Raw genomic sequence first — 18,419 nt, 5'->3', positions numbered from 1 at the left:
TCGAGACCGACGATCCGAATTGGCGTTGGGTCACGTGCAGCGCAGCCCCGAGGAGCGGCCATGCCAGACGAGCTTCCCCCGCAGTTCGAGATCGACCTCCCGCCGGAGGTGGTGGCGGGGAACTACGCCGACTTCGCGAACGTGTGGCACACGCCTGCGGTCTTCGTGATGGACTTCGTCACGCTGGCCCAGCCGCCGCGGGAGCAGGACACGAGCGACGGCGAACGGGTCGCCGTCGTCCCGGCGCGGGTCGTGAGCCGCATCCGCATCCCGCCCGAGCAGGTGTTCGAGCTGGCGAAGGCGCTCACGCAGCAGCTCGAGTTCTGGGAGCAGGAGACCGGCCGCCGCGCCACTCCCTGACCCGTATCAGAGGGTGCGCGCATCCACTCTCCTCGATATCGCCGCGAGTCGGCGCGATCAGAGGAGACGCGATGCGCACATCGCCCGCCGCGGAGGCGGCATCGTGAACGGCCACGAGTGCCTGCTCGCCGTGCGCCGGCGTGAGGCGGCCGCCGTCCTCCACAGGTCGGCCCAGGCCCTCACCGAGTTCGGCACGCCGCTGCTCGTCCTGGATCCGCAGCGCGTGCGCCTCCAGCACCGCCGGCTGCGTGCCGCCCTGCCGTTCGTGCGCTTCCACTACGCGGTCAAGGCGCTCGCGCATCCCGCGGTCATCGACGCCCTGAGCGACGAGGGCGGCGGATTCGACATCGCCACGAGCGAGGAGCTCGCCGGCGTGCTGGCCCGCGGCGTCGAGCCGGGGCAGATCATCGACACGCATCCGGTCAAGAAGCCCGAGGAGATCGAACGGGCGATGGATGCCGGCATCCGCACCTTCGTCGTCGACAGCGTGTGCGAGCTCGAGAAGTTCCGCGGAGCCGAGGGTGTGCGGCTGCTGGTCCGGCTCGCGTACCGCAGCCCGCACGCGGGCAGCGACCTGTCGAGCAAGTTCGGGGTCGCGCCGTCCGCGGCCCGCGCTCTCGTCGAGCATGCGCTCACAGTCGGCGTGCCGATCGCCGGCTTCAGCTTCCATGTCGGCAGCCAGCTCGATGACGCCCGGCGGTTCGCCGGCGCCGTGGCGCAGACGCTCGACCTGATGGACGAGCTCGAGCGCGCCCTGCCGGTGCGCTTCGACGTGCTCGACATCGGCGGCGGGTTCCCCGTGGCCTACGACGCGCCGGTCGCGACACTGGAGGAGGTGGCCGCCGCCATCCGCCCGCTGCTCGAGCCCCGCGCCCACGAGCTCGACATCATCGCGGAACCCGGGCGGATCATGGTCGCCGAGGCCATGACGCTCGTCACGAGCGTCGTCGGGGTCGCCGACCGGCCCGACGGCCGCTGGTACTACGTGGACGACGGGCTGTACGGCTCGTACTCCAACGTGCTCACCGAGGATGTCCACCCGCCGGTGTTCGCCGTGCGCGACCTCGCGGCTCGGGACGCGGGAGCGCGCATGATCGCGACCGTCGCCGGGCCCACCTGCGACTCGTCCGACGTCATCGGTCGCGAGCTCGACCTGCCGGAACTCGCACCCGGCGACCTGCTCGTCAGCCCGGTGATGGGGGCGTACACCAGCGTCACGTCGTCCCGGTTCAACGGCCGACCGCCGACGCCGATCGCCGTGCTCGCCGACCGGCCGGCGCCCGTTGCGACCGTGCCGATCGCGCCGGTGCTGCAGCCCCCGCCTCAGACGGTGCCGTAGAGACGGTCGCCTGCGTCGCCGAGCCCGGGCACGATGTAGCCCTTCTCGTTGAGGCGCTCGTCGCGAGCGCCCAGGACGAGCGTCACGTCGCGGTCGCCGACCTGCCGCTCGATGGCGGCGATACCCTCGGGCGCGCCGAGGATGCAGATGGCCGTGACATCCTGAGCGCCTCGCTTGAAGAGGAAATCGATGGCGGCGCCGAGCGATCCGCCGGTGGCCAGCATCGGGTCGAGCACGAAGCACTGGCGGTCGCTGAGATCGTCGGGCAGGCGCTCCGCGTACGTCGACGGCTCGAGCGTCTCCTCGTTGCGCACCATCCCGAGGAAGCCGACCTCCGCGGTCGGGAGGAGCTTGACCATGCCCTCGAGCATCCCGAGTCCCGCCCGCAGGATAGGGACGACCAGCGGCCGCGGTTCCCCGATGCGCACGCCGGTCGTCGCGGTCACGGGCGTCTGGATGTCCACCGGCGTGACCCGCACGTTGCGTGTCGCCTCGTAGGCGAGCAGGGTCACGAGCTCCTCGGTGAGCTGGCGGAACACCGGCGACGGCGTGCGCTGGTCGCGCAGCACCGTGAGCTTGTGGGTGATGAGGGGGTGGTCGGCGATGTGGACGCGCATACGCACAGGGTATCGGCGCTACGGTCGGAGCATGGTGACCGATTCCACTGCCATGGATCGCGCCCTCGCCCTCGCGCGCGACGCCGGCGCCTCAGGGGATGTGCCGGTGGGCGCCGTGGTGCTGGATGCCGCCGGCGCCGTCGTCGGCGAGGGTCGCAACGTGCGCGAGGTCACCGGCGACCCCACGGCGCACGCGGAGGTCGTCGCGCTGCGGGAGGCCGCGGCATCCCTCGGCACCTGGAACCTCGAGGGCTGCACGCTCGTGGTCACGCTCGAACCCTGCCTCATGTGCGCGGGTGCGCTCCTGCAGGCCCGCATCTCACGGCTCGTGTTCGGCGCGTGGGACGACAAGGCCGGCGCCGCCGGCTCCGTCTACGACGTGGTCCGCGATCGCCGGCTGCCGTATCGGGCCGAGGTCGTCGGCGGCGTCGCCGAAGAGGCCGCGACCAGGCTCCTGCAGGAGTTCTTCACCGACCGCCGATGACCGCCGCCGGGTTCAGCGGGCGACCACCCGGGCTCAGCCGGCGAGCGCCTCGCCGAGGTAGGCGACCTGCTCGAGGTCACGGACATCCATGAGCTGGAAGTACACCCGCTGTGCGCCGAGCGCCTCCAGTCGCGCGACCTTCTCGCGGATCACGTCGGCGTCGCCGGCGATGTTGACGCCGTTGCGGAAGGAGTCGAGCGGCCTCCCCAGCGCGCCCGCACGACGCGTCAGGATCGCCTCGTCCGGCGCCGCGAGCGTCGGCAGCGCGACCGAGAGCTTGAGCGTCTCGGGATCGCGTCCGATCGCCGCGCAGGCGGCCCGCACGCGGTCGAACGCCGCGGCGATGACCTCCTCGGGCTGGAATCCGATGTTGTACTCGGTCGCGTAGCGCGCAGCGAGGGCCGGAGTCCGCTGCGGACCGTTGCCGCCGACGATCACCGGCACGCGCTCCTGCACGGGCTTGGGCAGCGCAGGGGAGTCCTCGAGCGTGTAGTGCTCGCCCTCGAACGAGAAAGTGCCCTCGGCGCCCCACAGCCCGGTGACGATCGCCAGCTGCTCCTCGAGGATGTCGAACCGCCTCGACGGGAACGGGATGCCGTACGCCCGGTGCTCCTGCTCGAACCAGCCGGTGCCCAGGCCCAGCTCGGCGCGACCGCCGGACATGGCGTCGACCTGCGCGACCTGGATCGCGAGGATCCCCGGCACCCGGTAGGTCACCGACGAGACGAGCGTGCCCAGGCGGATGCGCGACGTCTCGCGCGCGAGCCCCGCCAGCGTCGTCCACGCATCGGTGGGCCCCGGATGCGGGTCGCCCGGACCCATGCGCATGTAGTGGTCGGAGCGGAAGAAGCCGTGGAACCCGGCATCCTCGCCCGCCCGCGCGAAAGCCAGCTGCTCGTCGTATCGGAATCCCTGCTGCGGCTCGGTGAACAGGCAGTGCTCCATCGGCTCTCAGTTCTCCGATTTCACGACGAAGGCGTCGGTCGAGGGGGTGGGATCCAGGCCCGGACGGTAGACGTCCGGCTCGAGGTAGATCACACGAGCGGCCGGGACGGCTTCACGGATGCGCGCCTCCGCCGCGTCGATGTCCGCAGCGACCGCGCTGAGGCTGCGGTCGGCGGCGAAGCCGAGCTTCGCGGCCACCATCAACTCGTCGGGGCCCAGGTAGAGCGTCTTCATGTGGATGAGCTTGTGCACCTCGTCGCCGACGAGGATGGCGTCCTCGATGCGGGCGCGGTCCTGCTCGCCGGCGCCCTCGCCGACCAGCAGGCTCTTCGTCTCGATGCCGAGGACGATCGCGACGAGAACCAGCAGCGCGCCGATGAAGAGCGTGCCGAGGGCGTCGAACAGCGAGTTGCCGGTGATGACGGTGAGCCCGACGCCGAGGAAGGCGAAGACGAGGCCGGTGAGGGCGGCGACGTCCTCGAGCAGCACGACGGGCAGCTCCGGCGCCTTCGCGTGGCGGATGAACGCGAACCACGACTCGCCGTCGGCGCGATGCGTGTTGGATTCCTTCACGGCCGTGCGCAGCGAGAACGACTCGAGGATGATCGCGACGACGAGCACCGCGATCGGGATCCACCAGTTCTCCAGCGAGTGGGGGTGGATGATCTTGTCGATGCCTTCGTAGATCGAGAACAGACCGCCGACCGAGAACAGGATGATCGACACGAGGAACGCGTAGATGTAGCGCTCGCGGCCGTAGCCGAACGGGTGCTCGCGGTCGGCCGCACGACGCGAGCGGCGCCCGCCGAACATGAGCAGCACCTGGTTGCCGCTGTCCGCGAGCGAGTGGATGGCCTCGGCCATCATCGCGGCGGAGCCGGAGAGGAGCCACGCGATGATCTTCGCCACCGCGATGCCGATGTTCGCGAGGAACGCTGCCAGGATCGCCTTGCCGCCGCCGGAAGCACTCATGGAACGAGTCTAGGGAAGCCGCGGCATCCCTCTGTCGCCCCCGCCGTAGGATGTCGGGCATGCCCGCAGACACCCTCCCTCCCGTCGCGATCCTCGGTGCCGGCTCGATGGGCGGCGCCATCCTCCAGGGGATCGTCGCCTCCGGACTCGGCGGCGGAGTCACCGTGACCAACCGCACGGCCGCCAAGGCCGACGGCCTCTCCGGCCTGGACGGGGTCACGAGCGTGGCGCTCGAGTCGGATCCGGGTGCCAACGGGGATGCCGCGGCATCCGCCGATGTCGTTCTCATCGGGGTGAAGCCGGTCATGGTGCCCGACCTCTTGCGCGAGATCGCGCCCCGCCTGCGTCCGGGAACGGTCGTCGTGAGCATCGCCGCGGGCGTGACGATCGCGACGTTCGAGGGGATCCTCGGCGAGGGCATCCCGGTGCTGCGGTCGATGCCGAACACGCCGGCCCTCGTCGGACGCGCCGTGACCGGGCTCGCGGCCGGGTCGACGGCGTCCGCGGACGATGTCGCGCTCGTGCGGCGGCTCTTCGAGACCGTGGGGACGGTCGTCGAGGTGCCCGAGGCGCAGATCGACGCCCTCTCGACGATCTCGGGCTCGGGCCCCGCGTACGTCTACCTGCTCATGGAGGAGCTCACGAAGGCCGCGATCGGCAAGGGCTTCGCGCCCTCGGAGGCGCGCACGATGGTGGAGCAGACCTTCATCGGCGCCGCCTACCTGCTCGAGGCGACGGGGGAGGACCCCGCGGAGCTGCGCCGCCGCGTCACGAGCCCGAAGGGCACGACGGAGCGTGCCATCGCGGTGCTGCAGGAGGCGACGCTCGACGCTGTGTTCGCGAAGGCGACGGATGCGGCGCTGGCCCGCGCGAAGGAGCTGGCCGCCGGCGGCTGAGGCCGGCCGTCAGCGGTCGAGATCGGCGAAGCGCTCGATGTCGCTGTTGGTGCCCGACACGATGATGAGGTCGTGGTTGGTCACGACCGTGTCGGCCTCCGCGTAGCGGAACGGTCTGCCCGGGCTCTTCACGCCGACGATCGTGACGTTGTACTTCGAGCGCACGCCGGACTGGCCGAGGCCCACGCCGCGGAGGAACTTCGGCGGATACATCTTGGCGAGGGCGAAGTCGTCGTCGAACCGGATGAAGTCCAGCATCCGTCCGCTCACCAGGTGCGCGACACGCTCGCCCGCCTCGCGTTCCGGGTAGATGACGTGGTTCGCGCCGATGCGCGCGAGGATCTTGCCGTGCGACTGGCTGACCGCCTTCGCCCAGATCTGCGGCACCCGCAGGTCGACCAGGTTGGCCGTGATGAGGATGGATGCCTCGATCATCGAGCCGACCGCGACGACGGCGACCTCGAAGTCCTGGGCGCCGATCTGCTTGAGCGCCTCGACGTTGCGCGCGTCGGCCTGCACCGCGTGGGTCACCCGCTCCGACCACTTCTGCACGAGCTCGAGGCTGTCGTCGATCGCCAGCACCTCGCGGTCGAGGCGGTCGAGCTCTCCCGCGCACGCGGCGCCGAAGCGGCCGAGCCCGATCACCAGGACGGGCGCGTCACTGCGCAGACGGTCAACCAACGATCGGCCTTTCCACGGGCAGCGAGTAGAGCTGCGCTCGGTTCGACGCGGCCACGGCCGCAGCGAGTGTCACTGTACCAACGCGCCCCGCGAACATCGTGGCGGCCAGGACGTAGACGGCGAGATCGGGCATGTTCGCCGTGAGGCCGGTCGACAGTCCGACGGTGCCGAAGCCGGAGATGACGTCGAAGATCACGTCCTGGATGGGCGCCTGCGTGATCTGCGCGATCGTGATCGTCGAGACGGCGACGATCGTGGCGCCCCACGCGACGACGGAGAGACCCACGCGCTGGACGTCGCTCGGGATGCGGCGACCGAACGCCTGCACGGACGGCCGCCCCTTCGCCTCCGACCACACGGCGAGCGCCAGCACGGCGAAGGTCGTCACCTTGATGCCGCCGGCCGTCGAGGCCGAGCCGCCGCCGATGAACATGAGCATCGATCCGACGACGAGCGACGAGCCGTGCAGCTGGCCGATGTCGATCGTCGAGAAGCCGCCCGAGCGCGTCATGGCCGACAGGAAGAAGGCCTGGAACGCCGCCTCGACCGGGTTCATGGGACCGAAGGTCGCCGGGTTGTCGTACTCCAGCCCGAGGAAGGCGAGCCCGCCTGCGACGAACAGCAGCGTCGTCGTGATGATCGTGAGCTTCGCGTGCAGCGACCACAGCCGGGTGCGCCAGCGCCGCCGGTAGAGGGTGAGGATGACGGGGAAGCCCAGCTGTCCGAGGAACACGCCGATCATGAGCACGGACAGCAGGAAGTACTGGTCGATGTACGGCGCGAGGCCTGCGCTGTTCGGCGTGAAGCCCGTGTTGGTGAAGGCCATCGCGGCGTAGTACGGCGCCTGCCACAGCGAGTCGATCGGATCGACGCCGGCGACGAGCAGCGCGGGATACAGCAGGGCCGTGAGGGCGGCCTCGATCACGAGCGTCGACAGCGCGACGGTGACCAGCAGCTGGCCGACCTCGCCGAGCCGAACGGCCTGACCCTCGTTGACCGGACCGCCGTGCGCGCGCATCGGGTTGGTGTCGCCGGCCGCGATGAGCTTGGCGCGCAGCCCGAGGCGCTTCGAGATGACGAGACCCAGGATCGAGGCGAGGGTCAGGACGCCCATGGCGCCGACGTTCACGCCGATGTAGGTGACGACGTGCCCGAACGGCGACCAGTGCGTGTACATGTCGACGGTCGACAGGCCCGTCACGCAGATCGTCGAGACGGCCGTGAACAGCGCATCCGCGAACGGCGTGACCTGGTGATCCGCCGCCGAGATCGGCAGCGAGAACAGCACGGTGAACACTCCGATCAGGAGCGCGAAGACGATCACGGCGAAGCGCGAGGGAGACGACGTGGCGAGATCCCGGATGCCGGCGCCGGCCGTGACGACCCAGCGCCGGGGCCGCCCGCCCCGAGCCCCGCTGCTGTCCGGACGCGCCACGCCGTCATGGTACTCGGATGGGTGCGCGGCTAGTCTGAGCACATGGCCGACATCTTCGACGTGATCGCAGACGGTACGCGGCGCGACATCCTGCGCTACCTTCTCGAACGTGCGAACGCCGGCGACGACGGCACGAGCGTGTCGCACATCGTGCTCGAACTCGGGGTCAGCCAGCCGACGGTCTCGAAGCATCTGAAGGTGCTGCGCGAGGCCGAGCTCGTGTCGGTGCGCGAGGAGGGCCAGCACCGCCTGTACAGCCTCGTGCCCGGACCCCTCGACGAGGTGGACGACTGGCTGATGCCGTTCGTGGTCGACGAGGCGGAGGTCGTCGCCGCGGCGCTCGACTCGACCCTGCCCGAGCCGGCCGCGCACGCCGCGGAAGTGGTCGGCCGGGCCGCCGCGTCGGCGAAGCACGCTGTGGCGTCCGCCTTCCGCAAGCTGCCCGGCCGACCGTAGCCGGCGGTCGGCAGCGCCGCTCAGTGCGTGCGGCGCCTGCCGAACAGCCACGCGCCCCACACGGCCGAGACGGCGATGATCAGCACCGTCCAGCCGATCGCCCACAGCGGCTCGGTGCCCAGGTGCGTGCCCATGAGCAGTCCCCGGAGCGTCTCGATGATCGGCGTGATGGGCTGGTTCTGCGCCACCCACTGCAGCCACGACGGCATCGTGTCCACAGGCACGAACGCGCTCGACAGGTAGGGCAGGAACAGCAGGATGAACCCGTATCCGCTCGCTGCCTCCGGGCTGCCGGCCGCGAGGCCGATCGCGGCGAAGAGGTACGTGATGGCGAGGATGTAGAGCACGATCATGCCCGCGGCCGCGATCCACTCCCAGAGGTTCGCGGTCGGGCGGAAGCCGACGAGCAGAGCGACCCCGATGACCACCGCGGTGGCGACCAGGTTTCTCGCCAGGCTCGCGACGACGTGCCCGGTGAGCACGGCTCCGGCGCGCAGCGGCATCGTGCGGAAGCGGTCGATGATGCCCGTCGTCATGTCCTGCGCGACGTAGGTGGCGGTCGTCGCGGCGCCGAAGCCGGCGCACAGCAGGATGATGCCGGGCACGACGTAGTCGACGTAGCTGCCGTCGGACTCGAGGGCGCCGCCGAACACGTAGGTGAACAGCAGCATGAGCATCACGGGCAGCATGATCGACATGCTCAGCGACTCGGTGTCGCGCAGGCACTGCGTGAGGCTGCGCCGGACGAACACGCGCTCCGCCGTCACACCTCGCAGACGCGGGCGTGGCAGAGCCCGGGTGAGGGATGCGGGGACGGGGGCGGGGACGACTGCGGCGGTCATGCGATCTCCTGCGGGATGCGGTCGGCCCTCTGGGCCTGCGTGTCGGTCAGGGCGAGGAAGACATCGTCGAGCGTGGGTCGGCGCAGCGCCACGGAGGCGCCCGCATCCCGCGCGTCGATCGCGTCGAGGGCGCGGCGGAGGTCCGCGACCGTGCCGTCGGTGGGGAACTCCTCGACGGGCTTGCCGTCGGCGCCGAGCAGCACGAGGGTGTCGGAGCCGACCCGGGCCTTGAGCTGCGCGGGCGTCCCCGTCTCGACGATCCGGCCGCCGTCGAGGATCGCCACGCGATCGGCGAGGAGGTCGGCCTCCTCCAGGTACTGCGTGGTGAGGAACACCGTGGTGCCGAGGTCGGCCAGCCCGCGGATCACGTCCCACAGCTCGAGGCGGCTGCGCGGGTCGACGCCGGTCGTGGGCTCGTCCAGGAAGAGCACCTCGGGCACCACGACGAAGCTGAGCGCCAGGTCGAGGCGCCGCCGCATCCCGCCGGAGAACGTCTTGACGCGCCGCGATGCGGCATCGGTCAGCGAGAACTGCTCGAGCAGCGCGCCGGCGCGCTCGCGTGCCTCGCGCGGAGAGAGGCCCGAGAGGCGGCCGAGCATCACGAGGTTCTCGGTGGCGGTCAGCATGTCGTCGACCGCCGCGCTCTGGCCGGTGAGGGCGATGCGCCGCTGCACCTCGACCGCATCCGTCGCGACGTCGAAGCCCGCGACCGTCGCGGAACCGGCCGTCGGTGCCGAGAGCGTCGTGAGCACGGAGATCGTGGTGGTCTTGCCGGCCCCGTTCGGGCCGAGGAGGGCGAACACCTCACCGGGGGCGACCGTGAGGTCGAGTCCGGAGAGCACGGTGTTCGCACCGTAGGAGACATGCAGATCTCGCACGTCGATGGCGGGAGTCATCTCGGCATCCTTTCTGTATACGACCGAAACTGTTTATGACGGTAACATACTGTTTACGACGTACACAACCCTAGGATGGCGAGCATGACCGAGTCCGATGCCGACGACCTTCCGCGCGGGATCGCCCTCGCGTGGGGGGTCGCTGCGAGTCCGCAGCGCGGGCCCAAGCGCGAGATGAGCGTGGAGGGCATCGTGGACGCGGCGGTCGAGCTCGCCGACGCCGACGGTCTCGGGGCCGTCTCGATGGCCGCGGTCGCCGCGCGCCTCGGCTACACGCCGATGTCGCTCTACCGCTACATCAGCGCGAAGGACGACCTGATCCTGCTGATGCAGGAGTCCGCCATCGGCGCTCCGCCGGCGATCGAGGGGGAGGGGTGGCGGGAGCGGGTCGTCGCGTTCCACGACGCGCTCATGCGCTCCTACCTCGCCCACACGTGGGTCATCGAGATCCCGATCACCGGGGTCACCGCGACCCCGAATTCCGCCGCGTGGATGGATGCCGGCATCCAGGTCTTCGACGGCACGCCTCTCGACGACGACGCCCGCCTCTCGCTCACGCTGCTCCTCACCGGCTACGCGCACTGGAATGCGACCGTGATCGCGGGGATGTCCCGCCGGGCCGCGGCATCCGGTCGCGATCTGGACGAGGTGAGCCACGCCGAAGACGACCTGCTCGCCCGGCTCGTCACCGCCGACGCGTACCCGTCGCTGCACCGTGCGGTCGCGGCCGGGGTGCTGTCGTCCGGCACGGATCCCTTCCGGTTCGGGCTCGGCGTCATCGTGGACGGCATCGCCGCGCACCTGGATGCACTCGCGGCAGGGACGTACGTCCCCCCGAAGCCGCCGCCGCCCCCCGAGGCGCCCGAGGTGCTGGCCGACAAGAGGTACCGCGAGTCGCAGAAGAAGGTGCGCGAGGCCGAGAAGCTGCTGCGCGCGGCACGCCGCGAGGAGCGGGCCGGCCTGAGGGAGGCCCGCGAGCGCGCACGGCAGCGCGAGGCCAAGGAGCGCGGGCGCGCATAGTCACGGCAATCACAGAAGCCACATGGGTTTACACCCGTCCCGCGCGGGCCCTACAGTATGGAGATACATCGCCTGGGGATACGCGGAGGACCAATGGCCGAGCTGCCGGACGTGCGCTTTCTGACGGTCGCCGAAGTCGCCGAGCTCATGCGCGTCTCGAAGATGACGGTGTACCGCCTCATCCATGCGGGCGAGCTGCCCGCGGTGCGCTTCGGGCGGAGCTACCGGGTGCCGGAGGCCGCCGTCACGGAGGCCCTCCAACGGCCCATCGCCGATGTCGGCTGAGGCCGGGGCCGACGTCGGCTAGACTGGTCCGAGGCATTTTTTTCCTTTGCCCGATCCCGGACGCGTCCGATGTCGCGTCCAGACCCCGACATTGTGAGGTTTTCCGTGGGTTCTGTCATCAAGAAGCGCCGCAAGCGCATGGCGAAGAAGAAGCACCGCAAGCTGCTTCGCAAGACTCGCCACCAGCGCCGCAACAAGAAGTAAGCGGCTCCGACACAAGCGCCTGTCCGTCCGGATGGGCGCTTCGTGTTTCCCACTCGCATCCCGGAGGAACCCATGAAGTCGATCACCGTTCAGCAGCGGCGTGAGCGCGCCGACATCCCCCTCGTCGACGTTCGCGAGGAGCACGAGTTCCGCGCCGGACACGTCCCCGGCGCCGTCAACCTGCCGATGTCCACGCTGGGCGAGCAGCTGCACTTGCTGCCCGAGGGCGAGTTCGACGTCATCTGCGAGATCGGCGGCCGCTCGGCACGCGTCGCTCAGGTGCTGGAGGCGCGCGGTCACGAGGCCGTGAACGTCGACGGCGGCACGCGGGCGTGGATCGAGGCCGGCTACGCCGTCGAGCACTGACCCGAAGCCCGGAGCCGCTCGTAGGATGGACCGGTGACGACCCTCACCCTGATCGGCAAACCCGACTGCCACCTCTGCGATGTCGCGCACGAGATCGTCGAGCAGGTCGTCGCGGAGCTTCCCGAGGAAGCCGACGTCGAGATCGTCGAGACGTCGATCCTCGACGACCCCGCCCTCTACGACCTGTGGTGGGAGAAGATCCCGGTCGTCCTGATCGACGACCGCCTGCACGCGCACTGGCGACTGGATGCGGCACGCCTGCGCACCGCGCTCGAGGAGGCCCCGCGCCTCTCCGCCCCGAAGGAGGCATCATGGCCCTGAGGCACGTCGTCGCGTGGAAGGTCGCGGCATCCGACCCGGAGACCCGCGACGCGCACGCCCGCGAGATCTCGGATCGACTGCGCGCGCTCGTGGGAGTGGTCCCCTCGATCGGCGCGCTCAGCGTCGGTCCGAACGTGATCGACGGCAACTGGGACGTCGCCCTGGTCGCCGACTTCGAGGATGCCCAGGCCCTCGACGCGTATCAGACGCATCCGGTCCATCAGGAGGTCGTCGCGTACGTTCGCAGCGTGGTCAGCGACCGGGTCGCCGTCGACTTCGAGCTCTGACCGTCGCACACGAGAACGGCCCCCGAGGACGGGGGCCGTTCGTTGTGAAACCTATTTCTCGATCTCGACGACCTCGGCTCCGGGCGCGTTGGCCTTGACCGACTCGATGCCGTTGACGGCGCTGGCTTTCGAGGAGTAGCCCTGGCTGGTGGCGATCACCTGGCCGTTGCTCGCCTTCAGGTTGAAACGCCAGTCGCCGCCCTTGTCGACCCAGAGTTCGAACTTACCGGCCATGCTCTTCCCTTCGTCGCTGCGATGCGTCGGTGCGCGCACCGACGCTCACGCTAGCGATCGACCGGGACAGGCGGAAGGGACCCTTCGGCGAGGGCGTCCTCGGAGATCAGGGTGCGAGGCGCGTGGGGCCCCTGAAGAGGAACGTGACCTCGCGGATCGAGGACTCGCCGAGCATCAGCATCAGCAGGCGCGCGAGGCCCATCCCGAAGCCGCCGTGCGGGGGAGCGCCGAAGCGGAAGAAGTCGACGTAGTGCTCGATGCCCGCGGGGTCGAGGCCCTTCTCGATCGCCTGCTCCTCGAGCACCTCGACGCGGTGCTCACGCTGTGCGCCTGTCGTGATCTCCACGCCCTTGAACAGCAGGTCGTAGCTCTTCGTGAGCCCGGTCTCGGGATCGCGCATGTGGTAGTACGGCCGGATCTCGGGGTGGTAGTCGGTCACGAAGACGAACTGGTGGCCGTACGTCTCCTCGACGTACGCGGACACCTGGCGCTCGCCCTCGGGGTCGAGGTCGCCGTCGGTGCGCGGGATCTCGTAGCCGCGCCGCGCGACGATCTCGCGAGCCTCGGCGAGCGGGATGCGCGGGAAGGGGATCGAGGGCACGACGACCTCGATACCGAAGAGCTCCTCGATCTCGGCGCCGTGCTTGTCCTTCACAGCGGTGAAGGCGACCTGCAGGAGCTCCTCCTGCATCTTCGCGACGTCGTCGTGCGAGTCGATCCAGCTGATCTCGGCATCGATCGAGGTGAACTCGGTCGCGTGGCGGCTCGTGAACGAGGGATCCGCGCGGAACGCGTCGGCGATCTCGAAGATCTTGCCGAAGCCCGCCGCCTGCGCCATCTGCTTGAAGTGCTGCGGGCTCTGCGCGAGGTAGGCCGTCTGGTCGCCGAAGTACTCGAGCTGGAAGAGCTCGGCGCGCGACTCCGACGGGCTCGACATGAGCTTCGGCGTGTGGATCTCGATGTAGTCGCGCTCGACCCAGTAGGTGCGCATCGCGTGTTCGAGCGTCGTCTGCACGCGGAAGATGAGGTTGTTGCGGCGCTGGCGGAGGTCGACGACGCGGTAGTCCATGCGCTTGTCGAGGCTGCTGTCGGCCGCGATGGGCAGCTCGGCGGGAGCGGCGCCGGCGACGGCGAGGTCGTCGATCTTGATCTCGACGCCGCCGAGCTTCACGCGCTCGTCGTGCTTGAGAGTGCCGGTCGCCGTCAGGAACGTGCCCGTGGTCAGGTTCGAGATGAGGTCCGTGAGGGCGAGGGCCGCCGACGCTTCGACAGACTCAGCGACCGCGGCGTCGTCGGCGGCGGGACGCGTCGCAGGGTTCACGAGCTGCACGGCGCCGGTCTCGTCGCGCAGGATGACGAACTGCACCTTCTTCTGGTCGCGGACGGTCTCGACCCATCCGGACACCGAGACGGCACCGTCTTCCCGGGCCTGCAGCTGCTTGACGAGGACGCGTTGACTCACGAGGGAACAGTCTACGGTGTGGGCTTGCGGCCCTTTGCGGCGGCGGGATGCCGTGACCCGGGCTCGTGCCATCAGGTGACGGCGGATGCGGCGACCGCTCTCGCATACCGCTCCGAGAGCACCTGCAGTCGGGGGACGAGCTCGGGCGGGGACTCGACGGTGAAGTCCATCATCAGCATCCCGATGTACGCGGCGACGGTGTCGAGGCTGTCCGCCCCGGTGACGAGCACGCACGTCTCGGAGTCGATGGGCTCGACGACGCCGACGCTCGGGTTGATGCGGTCGAGCACGGTCTGGGCGGATGCGTCGATCCGCAGCCGCGCGTGCACGGCCCACCCGCTCGCGGCGATGGTACGCATGGCGAACGCCGTGTAGTCGCCGCCGGGGAGGGGCTGAGGCGAGAACCTGCGGCGGGTCGGCATCCGCAGCGACATCCAGTCCACCCGGTACGTGCCCCATGAGTCGTCCCGCGGATTTCGGGCGACCAGGTGCCAGCGCCGCTGCCAGCTGAGAAGGCGGTAGGGCTCGACGAGACGCGGCACGTCGGCGTAGTCGAAGCGCAGCCACTCGACGTCGCGGATCGCGGCGGCCACCTCACGCAGCACCTCCGCATCGACCTGCGGGTCGGGAGCGTCGGTGCCGGTGTTCTCCTGCCCGCGATCGATGGTCGAGCCGAGCGCGTCGACGATCGGGCGCAGGTGGGCCGGGAGCACCTGCTCGATCTTCGCGAGCGCGCGTGCTCCGGTGTCCTCGATGCCGGCGATGCCGGCGGCGACCTGCAGGCCGATCGTGACCGCGACGGCCTCCTCGTCGTCCAGGAGGAGCGGGGGCAGCGTTCCGCCCGCGCCGAGCCGGTACCCGCCGACGTTGCCGCGGAGTCCGTGCACGGGATAGCCCAGTTCGCGCAGCCGGTCGACATCGGTGCGGATCGTGCGCGCGGTGACGCCCAGCCGCTCGGCGAGCTCGCGTCCGGAGCGCTCGCGACCCGTCTGCAGCAGGCCGAGGAGGGCGAGCCGACGGGCGGTCGGCCCGGTCCACTTCATCCACGTCCGCTCCGCCCACCCCGAAGCGACGCCCCTCCTGCTCGCCCACACGTATCCGGGCTCGTCGGTGGACTATCTCGACGTCATCGACCGGCTCGTCGATCCCGTCGCGCACGGCGGCCGCGCCGAGGACGCGTTCGACGTCGTCATCCCCGATGCCCCTGGCTACGGGTTCTCCCAGCCGGTGGCAGACGGCGGATGGACCACGGGGCGCGTGGCGCAGGCCTATGACACCCTGATGCGCGGGCTCGGGTACGACCGCTACGGCATCCACGGCTCGGACAACGGCGCGATGGTCGCCCGCGAACTCGGGCTGCTGCACCCCGAGGGCTTCCTCGGCCTGCACGTCCTGCAGCTGTTCTCGTTCCCGTCGGGCGACCCGGCCGAGTTCGAGCGCCTGACTCCGCAGGACTACGCCGGACTCGAGCACATGCAGTGGTTCCAGTCGGTCGGGGGCTATAACACGATGAACGCCTCGCGGCCGCAGACGGTGGCCGTCGGCCTGAGCGACTCGCCGGTGGGGCTTCTCGCGTACAGCGAGCTGTTCAACTCGTTCGGCAACGGGACGTCGCTCGTGCCGCCGGAGAAGATCCTGCTCGAAGTCTCGGTGAACTGGTTCGCCAACGCCGCGGCCGGCATGAGCCGCAGCTACTTCGACAACGCGCGGTCGGGCGCCGAGCCGCAGGTGAACCACGCGCCCACCGGTGTCGCCGTCTTCGCGGACGACTTCCAGACCATCCGCGTCTTCGCCGAGCGGGACAACGACGACATCGTCCACTGGAGCCGCTTCGAGGAGGGTGGCCACTTCGCCGCCCTCGAGCGGCCCGACCTGGTCGCCGGCGACATCCGCGCGTTCTTCGCCGGGCTGCGGTCGGCGTGACGTCTCGGGAGTGATCGGGATGCCGCGGGCCGGTGCCCGCGGCATCCATCGCTCGTCCTTCAGGCGGCCAGTCCGCTGCCGGTCTCGAGGACGGACTTGAGGCCGCTGAGCACCATCATCCAGCCCGCCCCGGCGACGTTGTGCGCGGTGATCGGCGACTGCTCGAGATGGTCGTGCGTCGCGGTCAGGAGGCAGAACCCGCCGTCCTGGGGTTCGATCTCCCACGTGATGCGGCTCGCCGGCTCGGCCGCCGCCTGCTCGTCGTACAGCGACCGCCAGCCGACGACGAGCCGGCGCGGCGGATCCGACTCGAAGACGGTCTCGTCGCCCCACAGCGTCTCGCCGTCCGGGGCGCGGTAGCGGAAGGGCGTGCCGACCTCCGCGGTCGTCTCGACGCGCGAGCCGTAGAAGTACTGCGCGGTGAACTCGGGTCTGGTGATCGCATCCCAGATCGCCTGCGGCGTCGCCTTGATGAAGATCTGGTAGACCTGGACGGCCTCGCGGGCTGCGTCGGGGTGGATGCTCATCGCATCATTGCTCATTCGGATTCCTCCAGCCGTGATCTGAGGTCGGAGAGCGCGGAGGCGGGCCCGACCGTGTACTTGTCGATCCAGCGGTCGTGGATGACGCGGATCGGCACGGGATTGAGGTAGTGCAGCTTCTCCCTTCCGGATCTGCGGACGACGACGAGGCCGGCCGCCTCGAGGATCCGGAGGTGCTTCGCGACGCCGAAGCGTGTGAGCGGCAGGTCGGACTCGAGCTCGGTCTGCGTGCGTCCGCCCTTCTCGAACAGCCGGTCGAGCAGGTGGCGGCGGGTCGGATCGGCGAGAGCCTTGAACACCGCGTCGTCGTCCATTGCCGCCAGGATAGGTGACCATTTGGTCACGTGTCAAGAGGCCCCCCGGGTCGCCTCGACGCTCCGAGCCGGGAGTCCGTCCGTGCGCCAGACTGGGGGCATGACGTCAGCCTCCCCGTCGGCTCGATCCACCGCGCGGCGAAGCAGCAGCCGATGACCGCGGAGCGCAGGGCTGTCGTCCTGACCGGAGCCGGACGCGCCAACAGCATCGCGAACGCGATCGCCCTCGCGCTGGCGGACGACGGGTGGGATGTCGCCTTCACGACATGGACCGCGTACGAGACGCGCGTCCCGCTCGGTGCGGACCCCGAGGAAGGCGCGAACGCCCTCGCGGCTCAGCTCGCACATCGGGGTGCGCGCTGGCTGCGCATCGAGACCGACCTCGCGGACCCGGCGACGCCCGACCGGGTGCTGGCCGAGGCCTCCGCCTCCCTCGGTCCGGTGCGCGGGCTCGTGCTCTCGCACTCGGAGAGTGTGGACTCATCCATCGCCGACACGACGGTCGAGAGCTTCGACCGGCACTTCGCGGTCAACGTGCGTGCCGCGTGGCTGCTGATCCGCGCGTTCGCGGCGCAGGTGCCGTCATCCGGGGGCCGCATCGTGGCGCTCACGAGCGATCACGTCGCGCACAACCTCCCGTACGGCTCGAGCAAGGGCGCGCTCGACCGCATCGTGCGGGCGGCGGCGGTCGAGCTCGGACCGCAGGCGATCACCGCGAACCTCGTCGATCCCGGCCCCGTCGACACCGGCTGGATGGATGCGTCGACCCGCGAGGCCCTCCTCGCCCGTCAGCCGACCGGTCGCCTCGGCGTGCCGGGCGACACGGCGCGGCTCGTCCGCTTCCTGCTGTCCGACGAGGCGGAATGGGTCACCGGGCAGCTGATCCACAGCGACGGGGGCTTCAGCTCCTGACGTGTCAGTGCGAGGACGGCGCCAGCGTCGCGACGATCCGCTGCGCCTGGCTCCAGAACTGGCTGTAGTACCCGGCATCCTGGTTCACCTGAACGGTGTGCGCGAGCGCCGTCGGATCCATCGTCTGCCAGCCCGGGACCTTCGTGAGCTTCGTGAAGAAGGTGCGTGCCGCGATGTAGGGGTCCATGCGCTGCGAGAGCGTGCCCCACGCGCCGTTGTCGCGCTGCTGGAACACGCCGCGGCTGTCGGGCCCCGCCGCGTCGCCGTAGTCGAGGTTCCGCAGCTTGGACTCGCCGATCGCGGTCATGACCCCGACGGTCTGGGTGCGCGTGCCGATGCCCATGTCGCGCGCCGCGGTCATGATCTTGGCCGCGTTCACGAGCTCGGACTGGCAGTAGCCGGCCACCGGCCCACGGGGGACGTCGATCGCGCCGATCGTCGTCGGCGGCACGTCCGGGCACGGATTGGCCGACGCCGAGGTCTGCACGATCCCGGCGACCACTCCGCCGAGGAAGATGACGCCGACGACCGCGGTCAGCCACCCGACGATTCTCCGCACGACGATCACCTCTTCTCCTCGACGGCTCTCCCGAGCCGGGACGGCGCCCTCGGGATGCACCCCTCTG

Annotated in this window: 26 protein-coding genes; 13 read left to right on the top strand and 13 right to left on the bottom strand. The window is 70.2% G+C overall.

Annotated elements, in window-relative coordinates; all coding sequences use genetic code 11:
- Positions 1-60 precede the first annotated feature (60 nt).
- Positions 61-360 carry a DUF3467 domain-containing protein gene (locus SM116_RS15910; RefSeq protein ID WP_320941942.1) on the top strand — a complete coding sequence of 100 codons (300 nt, stop codon included), beginning with the start codon at positions 61-63 and terminating at the stop codon, positions 358-360.
- Positions 361-373: 13 nt separating this feature from the next.
- Complete coding sequence (locus SM116_RS15905; RefSeq protein WP_320941941.1) at positions 374-1,699, top strand: type III PLP-dependent enzyme; 1,326 nt, start codon at positions 374-376, stop codon at positions 1,697-1,699.
- On the opposite strand, the gene upp is transcribed toward SM116_RS15905, so the two are convergent.
- Positions 1,684-2,316: a uracil phosphoribosyltransferase gene (gene upp / locus SM116_RS15900; protein WP_320941940.1), complete on the bottom strand. Its 633-nt coding sequence runs from the start codon at positions 2,314-2,316 to the stop codon at positions 1,684-1,686. The two genes, SM116_RS15905 and upp, sit on opposite strands and share 16 nt — an antisense overlap.
- Positions 2,317-2,347: 31 nt before the next feature.
- Between upp and SM116_RS15895 the strand changes: the two genes are divergently transcribed.
- Positions 2,348-2,800, top strand: a complete 453-nt coding sequence (locus SM116_RS15895; protein ID WP_320941939.1) for a nucleoside deaminase — start codon at positions 2,348-2,350, stop codon at positions 2,798-2,800.
- Positions 2,801-2,833: 33 nt separating this feature from the next.
- Here the strand turns inward: SM116_RS15895 and SM116_RS15890 are convergent, their stop codons facing one another.
- On the bottom strand, positions 2,834-3,745 hold the full coding sequence (locus tag SM116_RS15890; protein ID WP_320941938.1) for an LLM class F420-dependent oxidoreductase: 912 nt from the start codon (positions 3,743-3,745) through the stop codon (positions 2,834-2,836).
- A 6-nt stretch (positions 3,746-3,751) separates the two neighbouring features.
- The gene (locus tag SM116_RS15885; protein WP_320941937.1) at positions 3,752-4,717 is read right to left on the bottom strand and encodes a cation diffusion facilitator family transporter; all 966 of its coding nucleotides are present in this window, start codon (positions 4,715-4,717) and stop codon (positions 3,752-3,754) included.
- 59 nt (positions 4,718-4,776) lie between these two features.
- Here SM116_RS15885 and proC point away from each other — a divergent pair, with 59 nt between their 5' ends.
- Positions 4,777-5,613: a pyrroline-5-carboxylate reductase gene (gene proC / locus SM116_RS15880; protein ID WP_320941936.1), complete on the top strand. Its 837-nt coding sequence runs from the start codon at positions 4,777-4,779 to the stop codon at positions 5,611-5,613.
- A 9-nt stretch (positions 5,614-5,622) separates the two neighbouring features.
- On the opposite strand, the gene SM116_RS15875 is transcribed toward proC, so the two are convergent.
- Both SM116_RS15875 and SM116_RS15870 read right to left on the bottom strand, forming a co-directional pair.
- On the bottom strand, positions 5,623-6,294 hold the full coding sequence (locus SM116_RS15875) for a potassium channel family protein (RefSeq protein ID WP_320941935.1): 672 nt from the start codon (positions 6,292-6,294) through the stop codon (positions 5,623-5,625).
- Positions 6,287-7,657: a TrkH family potassium uptake protein gene (locus tag SM116_RS15870; RefSeq protein WP_320944197.1), complete on the bottom strand. Its 1,371-nt coding sequence runs from the start codon at positions 7,655-7,657 to the stop codon at positions 6,287-6,289. Before SM116_RS15870 ends, SM116_RS15875 begins: the two co-directional genes overlap by 8 nt.
- Positions 7,658-7,771: 114 nt before the next feature.
- Between SM116_RS15870 and SM116_RS15865 the strand changes: the two genes are divergently transcribed.
- Positions 7,772-8,185, top strand: coding sequence for an ArsR/SmtB family transcription factor (locus SM116_RS15865; protein ID WP_320941934.1), 414 nt, complete (start codon positions 7,772-7,774; stop codon positions 8,183-8,185).
- Positions 8,186-8,205: 20 nt separating this feature from the next.
- On the opposite strand, the gene SM116_RS15860 is transcribed toward SM116_RS15865, so the two are convergent.
- Together SM116_RS15860 and SM116_RS15855 are read right to left on the bottom strand one after the other, a co-directional pair.
- Positions 8,206-9,027 carry an ABC transporter permease gene (locus SM116_RS15860; RefSeq protein ID WP_320941933.1) on the bottom strand — a complete coding sequence of 274 codons (822 nt, stop codon included), beginning with the start codon at positions 9,025-9,027 and terminating at the stop codon, positions 8,206-8,208.
- Positions 9,024-9,923, bottom strand: a complete 900-nt coding sequence (locus tag SM116_RS15855; RefSeq protein WP_320941932.1) for an ATP-binding cassette domain-containing protein — start codon at positions 9,921-9,923, stop codon at positions 9,024-9,026. Before SM116_RS15855 ends, SM116_RS15860 begins: the two co-directional genes overlap by 4 nt.
- An 84-nt stretch (positions 9,924-10,007) precedes the next feature.
- Here SM116_RS15855 and SM116_RS15850 point away from each other — a divergent pair, with 84 nt between their 5' ends.
- The 6 genes from SM116_RS15850 (at position 10,008) to SM116_RS15825 (ending at position 12,406) form a co-directional block, all read left to right on the top strand.
- Positions 10,008-10,943: a TetR/AcrR family transcriptional regulator gene (locus tag SM116_RS15850; RefSeq protein ID WP_320941931.1), complete on the top strand. Its 936-nt coding sequence runs from the start codon at positions 10,008-10,010 to the stop codon at positions 10,941-10,943.
- A gap of 93 nt (positions 10,944-11,036) precedes the next feature.
- Entirely contained in the window at positions 11,037-11,228 is a 192-nt protein-coding gene (locus tag SM116_RS15845) for a helix-turn-helix domain-containing protein (RefSeq protein ID WP_320941930.1), read from the top strand.
- Positions 11,229-11,333: 105 nt separating this feature from the next.
- A complete protein-coding gene (locus SM116_RS15840) occupies positions 11,334-11,432 on the top strand; it encodes a 30S ribosomal protein bS22 (RefSeq protein WP_003792170.1) in 99 nt (32 codons plus the stop codon).
- Between the two features lie 72 nt (positions 11,433-11,504).
- The gene (locus tag SM116_RS15835) at positions 11,505-11,798 is read left to right on the top strand and encodes a rhodanese-like domain-containing protein (protein ID WP_320941929.1); all 294 of its coding nucleotides are present in this window, start codon (positions 11,505-11,507) and stop codon (positions 11,796-11,798) included.
- Positions 11,799-11,831: 33 nt separating this feature from the next.
- Positions 11,832-12,119: a glutaredoxin family protein gene (locus SM116_RS15830; RefSeq protein WP_320941928.1), complete on the top strand. Its 288-nt coding sequence runs from the start codon at positions 11,832-11,834 to the stop codon at positions 12,117-12,119.
- Positions 12,110-12,406, top strand: coding sequence for a Dabb family protein (locus SM116_RS15825; RefSeq protein WP_320941927.1), 297 nt, complete (start codon positions 12,110-12,112; stop codon positions 12,404-12,406). Before SM116_RS15830 ends, SM116_RS15825 begins: the two co-directional genes overlap by 10 nt.
- A 51-nt stretch (positions 12,407-12,457) precedes the next feature.
- On the opposite strand, the gene SM116_RS15820 is transcribed toward SM116_RS15825, so the two are convergent.
- The 3 genes from SM116_RS15820 to SM116_RS15810 form a co-directional block, all read right to left on the bottom strand.
- Positions 12,458-12,679, bottom strand: a complete 222-nt coding sequence (locus SM116_RS15820; protein WP_320941926.1) for a YegP family protein — start codon at positions 12,677-12,679, stop codon at positions 12,458-12,460.
- Between the two features lie 67 nt (positions 12,680-12,746).
- Positions 12,747-14,102, bottom strand: coding sequence for an aspartate--tRNA(Asn) ligase (gene aspS / locus SM116_RS15815; protein WP_320941925.1), 1,356 nt, complete (start codon positions 14,100-14,102; stop codon positions 12,747-12,749).
- 71 nt (positions 14,103-14,173) lie between these two features.
- Positions 14,174-15,145, bottom strand: coding sequence for a helix-turn-helix transcriptional regulator (locus SM116_RS15810; RefSeq protein ID WP_320941924.1), 972 nt, complete (start codon positions 15,143-15,145; stop codon positions 14,174-14,176).
- A 67-nt stretch (positions 15,146-15,212) separates the two neighbouring features.
- Here SM116_RS15810 and SM116_RS15805 point away from each other — a divergent pair, with 67 nt between their 5' ends.
- Positions 15,213-16,025 carry an alpha/beta fold hydrolase gene (locus SM116_RS15805; protein WP_425563204.1) on the top strand — a complete coding sequence of 271 codons (813 nt, stop codon included), beginning with the start codon at positions 15,213-15,215 and terminating at the stop codon, positions 16,023-16,025.
- A gap of 59 nt (positions 16,026-16,084) precedes the next feature.
- On the opposite strand, the gene SM116_RS15800 is transcribed toward SM116_RS15805, so the two are convergent.
- Positions 16,085-16,567, bottom strand: a complete 483-nt coding sequence (locus SM116_RS15800; RefSeq protein ID WP_320941923.1) for an SRPBCC family protein — start codon at positions 16,565-16,567, stop codon at positions 16,085-16,087.
- Entirely contained in the window at positions 16,564-16,881 is a 318-nt protein-coding gene (locus SM116_RS15795; protein WP_320941922.1) for an ArsR/SmtB family transcription factor, read from the bottom strand. The genes SM116_RS15800 and SM116_RS15795 overlap by 4 nt, the downstream gene beginning before the upstream one ends.
- Before the next feature lie 153 nt (positions 16,882-17,034).
- Here SM116_RS15795 and SM116_RS15790 point away from each other — a divergent pair, with 153 nt between their 5' ends.
- Complete coding sequence (locus SM116_RS15790; protein ID WP_320941921.1) at positions 17,035-17,793, top strand: SDR family oxidoreductase; 759 nt, start codon at positions 17,035-17,037, stop codon at positions 17,791-17,793.
- Positions 17,794-17,797: 4 nt separating this feature from the next.
- Here SM116_RS15790 and SM116_RS15785 read toward each other — a convergent pair whose 3' ends face one another.
- Positions 17,798-18,352, bottom strand: a complete 555-nt coding sequence (locus SM116_RS15785; RefSeq protein WP_320941920.1) for a hypothetical protein — start codon at positions 18,350-18,352, stop codon at positions 17,798-17,800.
- Positions 18,353-18,419: the final 67 nt, after the last annotated feature.

This window comes from Microbacterium rhizosphaerae (assembly GCF_034120055.1).
Taxonomy (GTDB): domain Bacteria; phylum Actinomycetota; class Actinomycetes; order Actinomycetales; family Microbacteriaceae; genus Microbacterium; species Microbacterium rhizosphaerae.
Note: the sequence above shows the minus strand (reverse complement) of the source record. Positions and strands in the feature narration are given on the sequence as shown.

Coding starts and splice junctions, on each gene's coding strand:
- SM116_RS15810 (WP_320941924.1), bottom strand. CDS start 15,145: ATGAAGTGGACCGGGCCGACCGCCCGTCGGCTCGCCCTCCTCGGCCTG.
- SM116_RS15825 (WP_320941927.1), top strand. CDS start 12,110: ATGGCCCTGAGGCACGTCGTCGCGTGGAAGGTCGCGGCATCCGACCCG.
- SM116_RS15800 (WP_320941923.1), bottom strand. CDS start 16,567: ATGAGCAATGATGCGATGAGCATCCACCCCGACGCAGCCCGCGAGGCC.
- upp (WP_320941940.1), bottom strand. CDS start 2,316: ATGCGCGTCCACATCGCCGACCACCCCCTCATCACCCACAAGCTCACG.
- SM116_RS15845 (WP_320941930.1), top strand. CDS start 11,037: ATGGCCGAGCTGCCGGACGTGCGCTTTCTGACGGTCGCCGAAGTCGCC.
- SM116_RS15860 (WP_320941933.1), bottom strand. CDS start 9,027: ATGACCGCCGCAGTCGTCCCCGCCCCCGTCCCCGCATCCCTCACCCGG.
- SM116_RS15835 (WP_320941929.1), top strand. CDS start 11,505: ATGAAGTCGATCACCGTTCAGCAGCGGCGTGAGCGCGCCGACATCCCC.
- SM116_RS15855 (WP_320941932.1), bottom strand. CDS start 9,923: ATGACTCCCGCCATCGACGTGCGAGATCTGCATGTCTCCTACGGTGCG.
- SM116_RS15865 (WP_320941934.1), top strand. CDS start 7,772: ATGGCCGACATCTTCGACGTGATCGCAGACGGTACGCGGCGCGACATC.
- SM116_RS15885 (WP_320941937.1), bottom strand. CDS start 4,717: ATGAGTGCTTCCGGCGGCGGCAAGGCGATCCTGGCAGCGTTCCTCGCG.
- SM116_RS15890 (WP_320941938.1), bottom strand. CDS start 3,745: ATGGAGCACTGCCTGTTCACCGAGCCGCAGCAGGGATTCCGATACGAC.
- SM116_RS15795 (WP_320941922.1), bottom strand. CDS start 16,881: ATGGACGACGACGCGGTGTTCAAGGCTCTCGCCGATCCGACCCGCCGC.
- SM116_RS15790 (WP_320941921.1), top strand. CDS start 17,035: ATGACCGCGGAGCGCAGGGCTGTCGTCCTGACCGGAGCCGGACGCGCC.
- proC (WP_320941936.1), top strand. CDS start 4,777: ATGCCCGCAGACACCCTCCCTCCCGTCGCGATCCTCGGTGCCGGCTCG.
- SM116_RS15910 (WP_320941942.1), top strand. CDS start 61: ATGCCAGACGAGCTTCCCCCGCAGTTCGAGATCGACCTCCCGCCGGAG.
- SM116_RS15895 (WP_320941939.1), top strand. CDS start 2,348: ATGGTGACCGATTCCACTGCCATGGATCGCGCCCTCGCCCTCGCGCGC.
- SM116_RS15850 (WP_320941931.1), top strand. CDS start 10,008: ATGACCGAGTCCGATGCCGACGACCTTCCGCGCGGGATCGCCCTCGCG.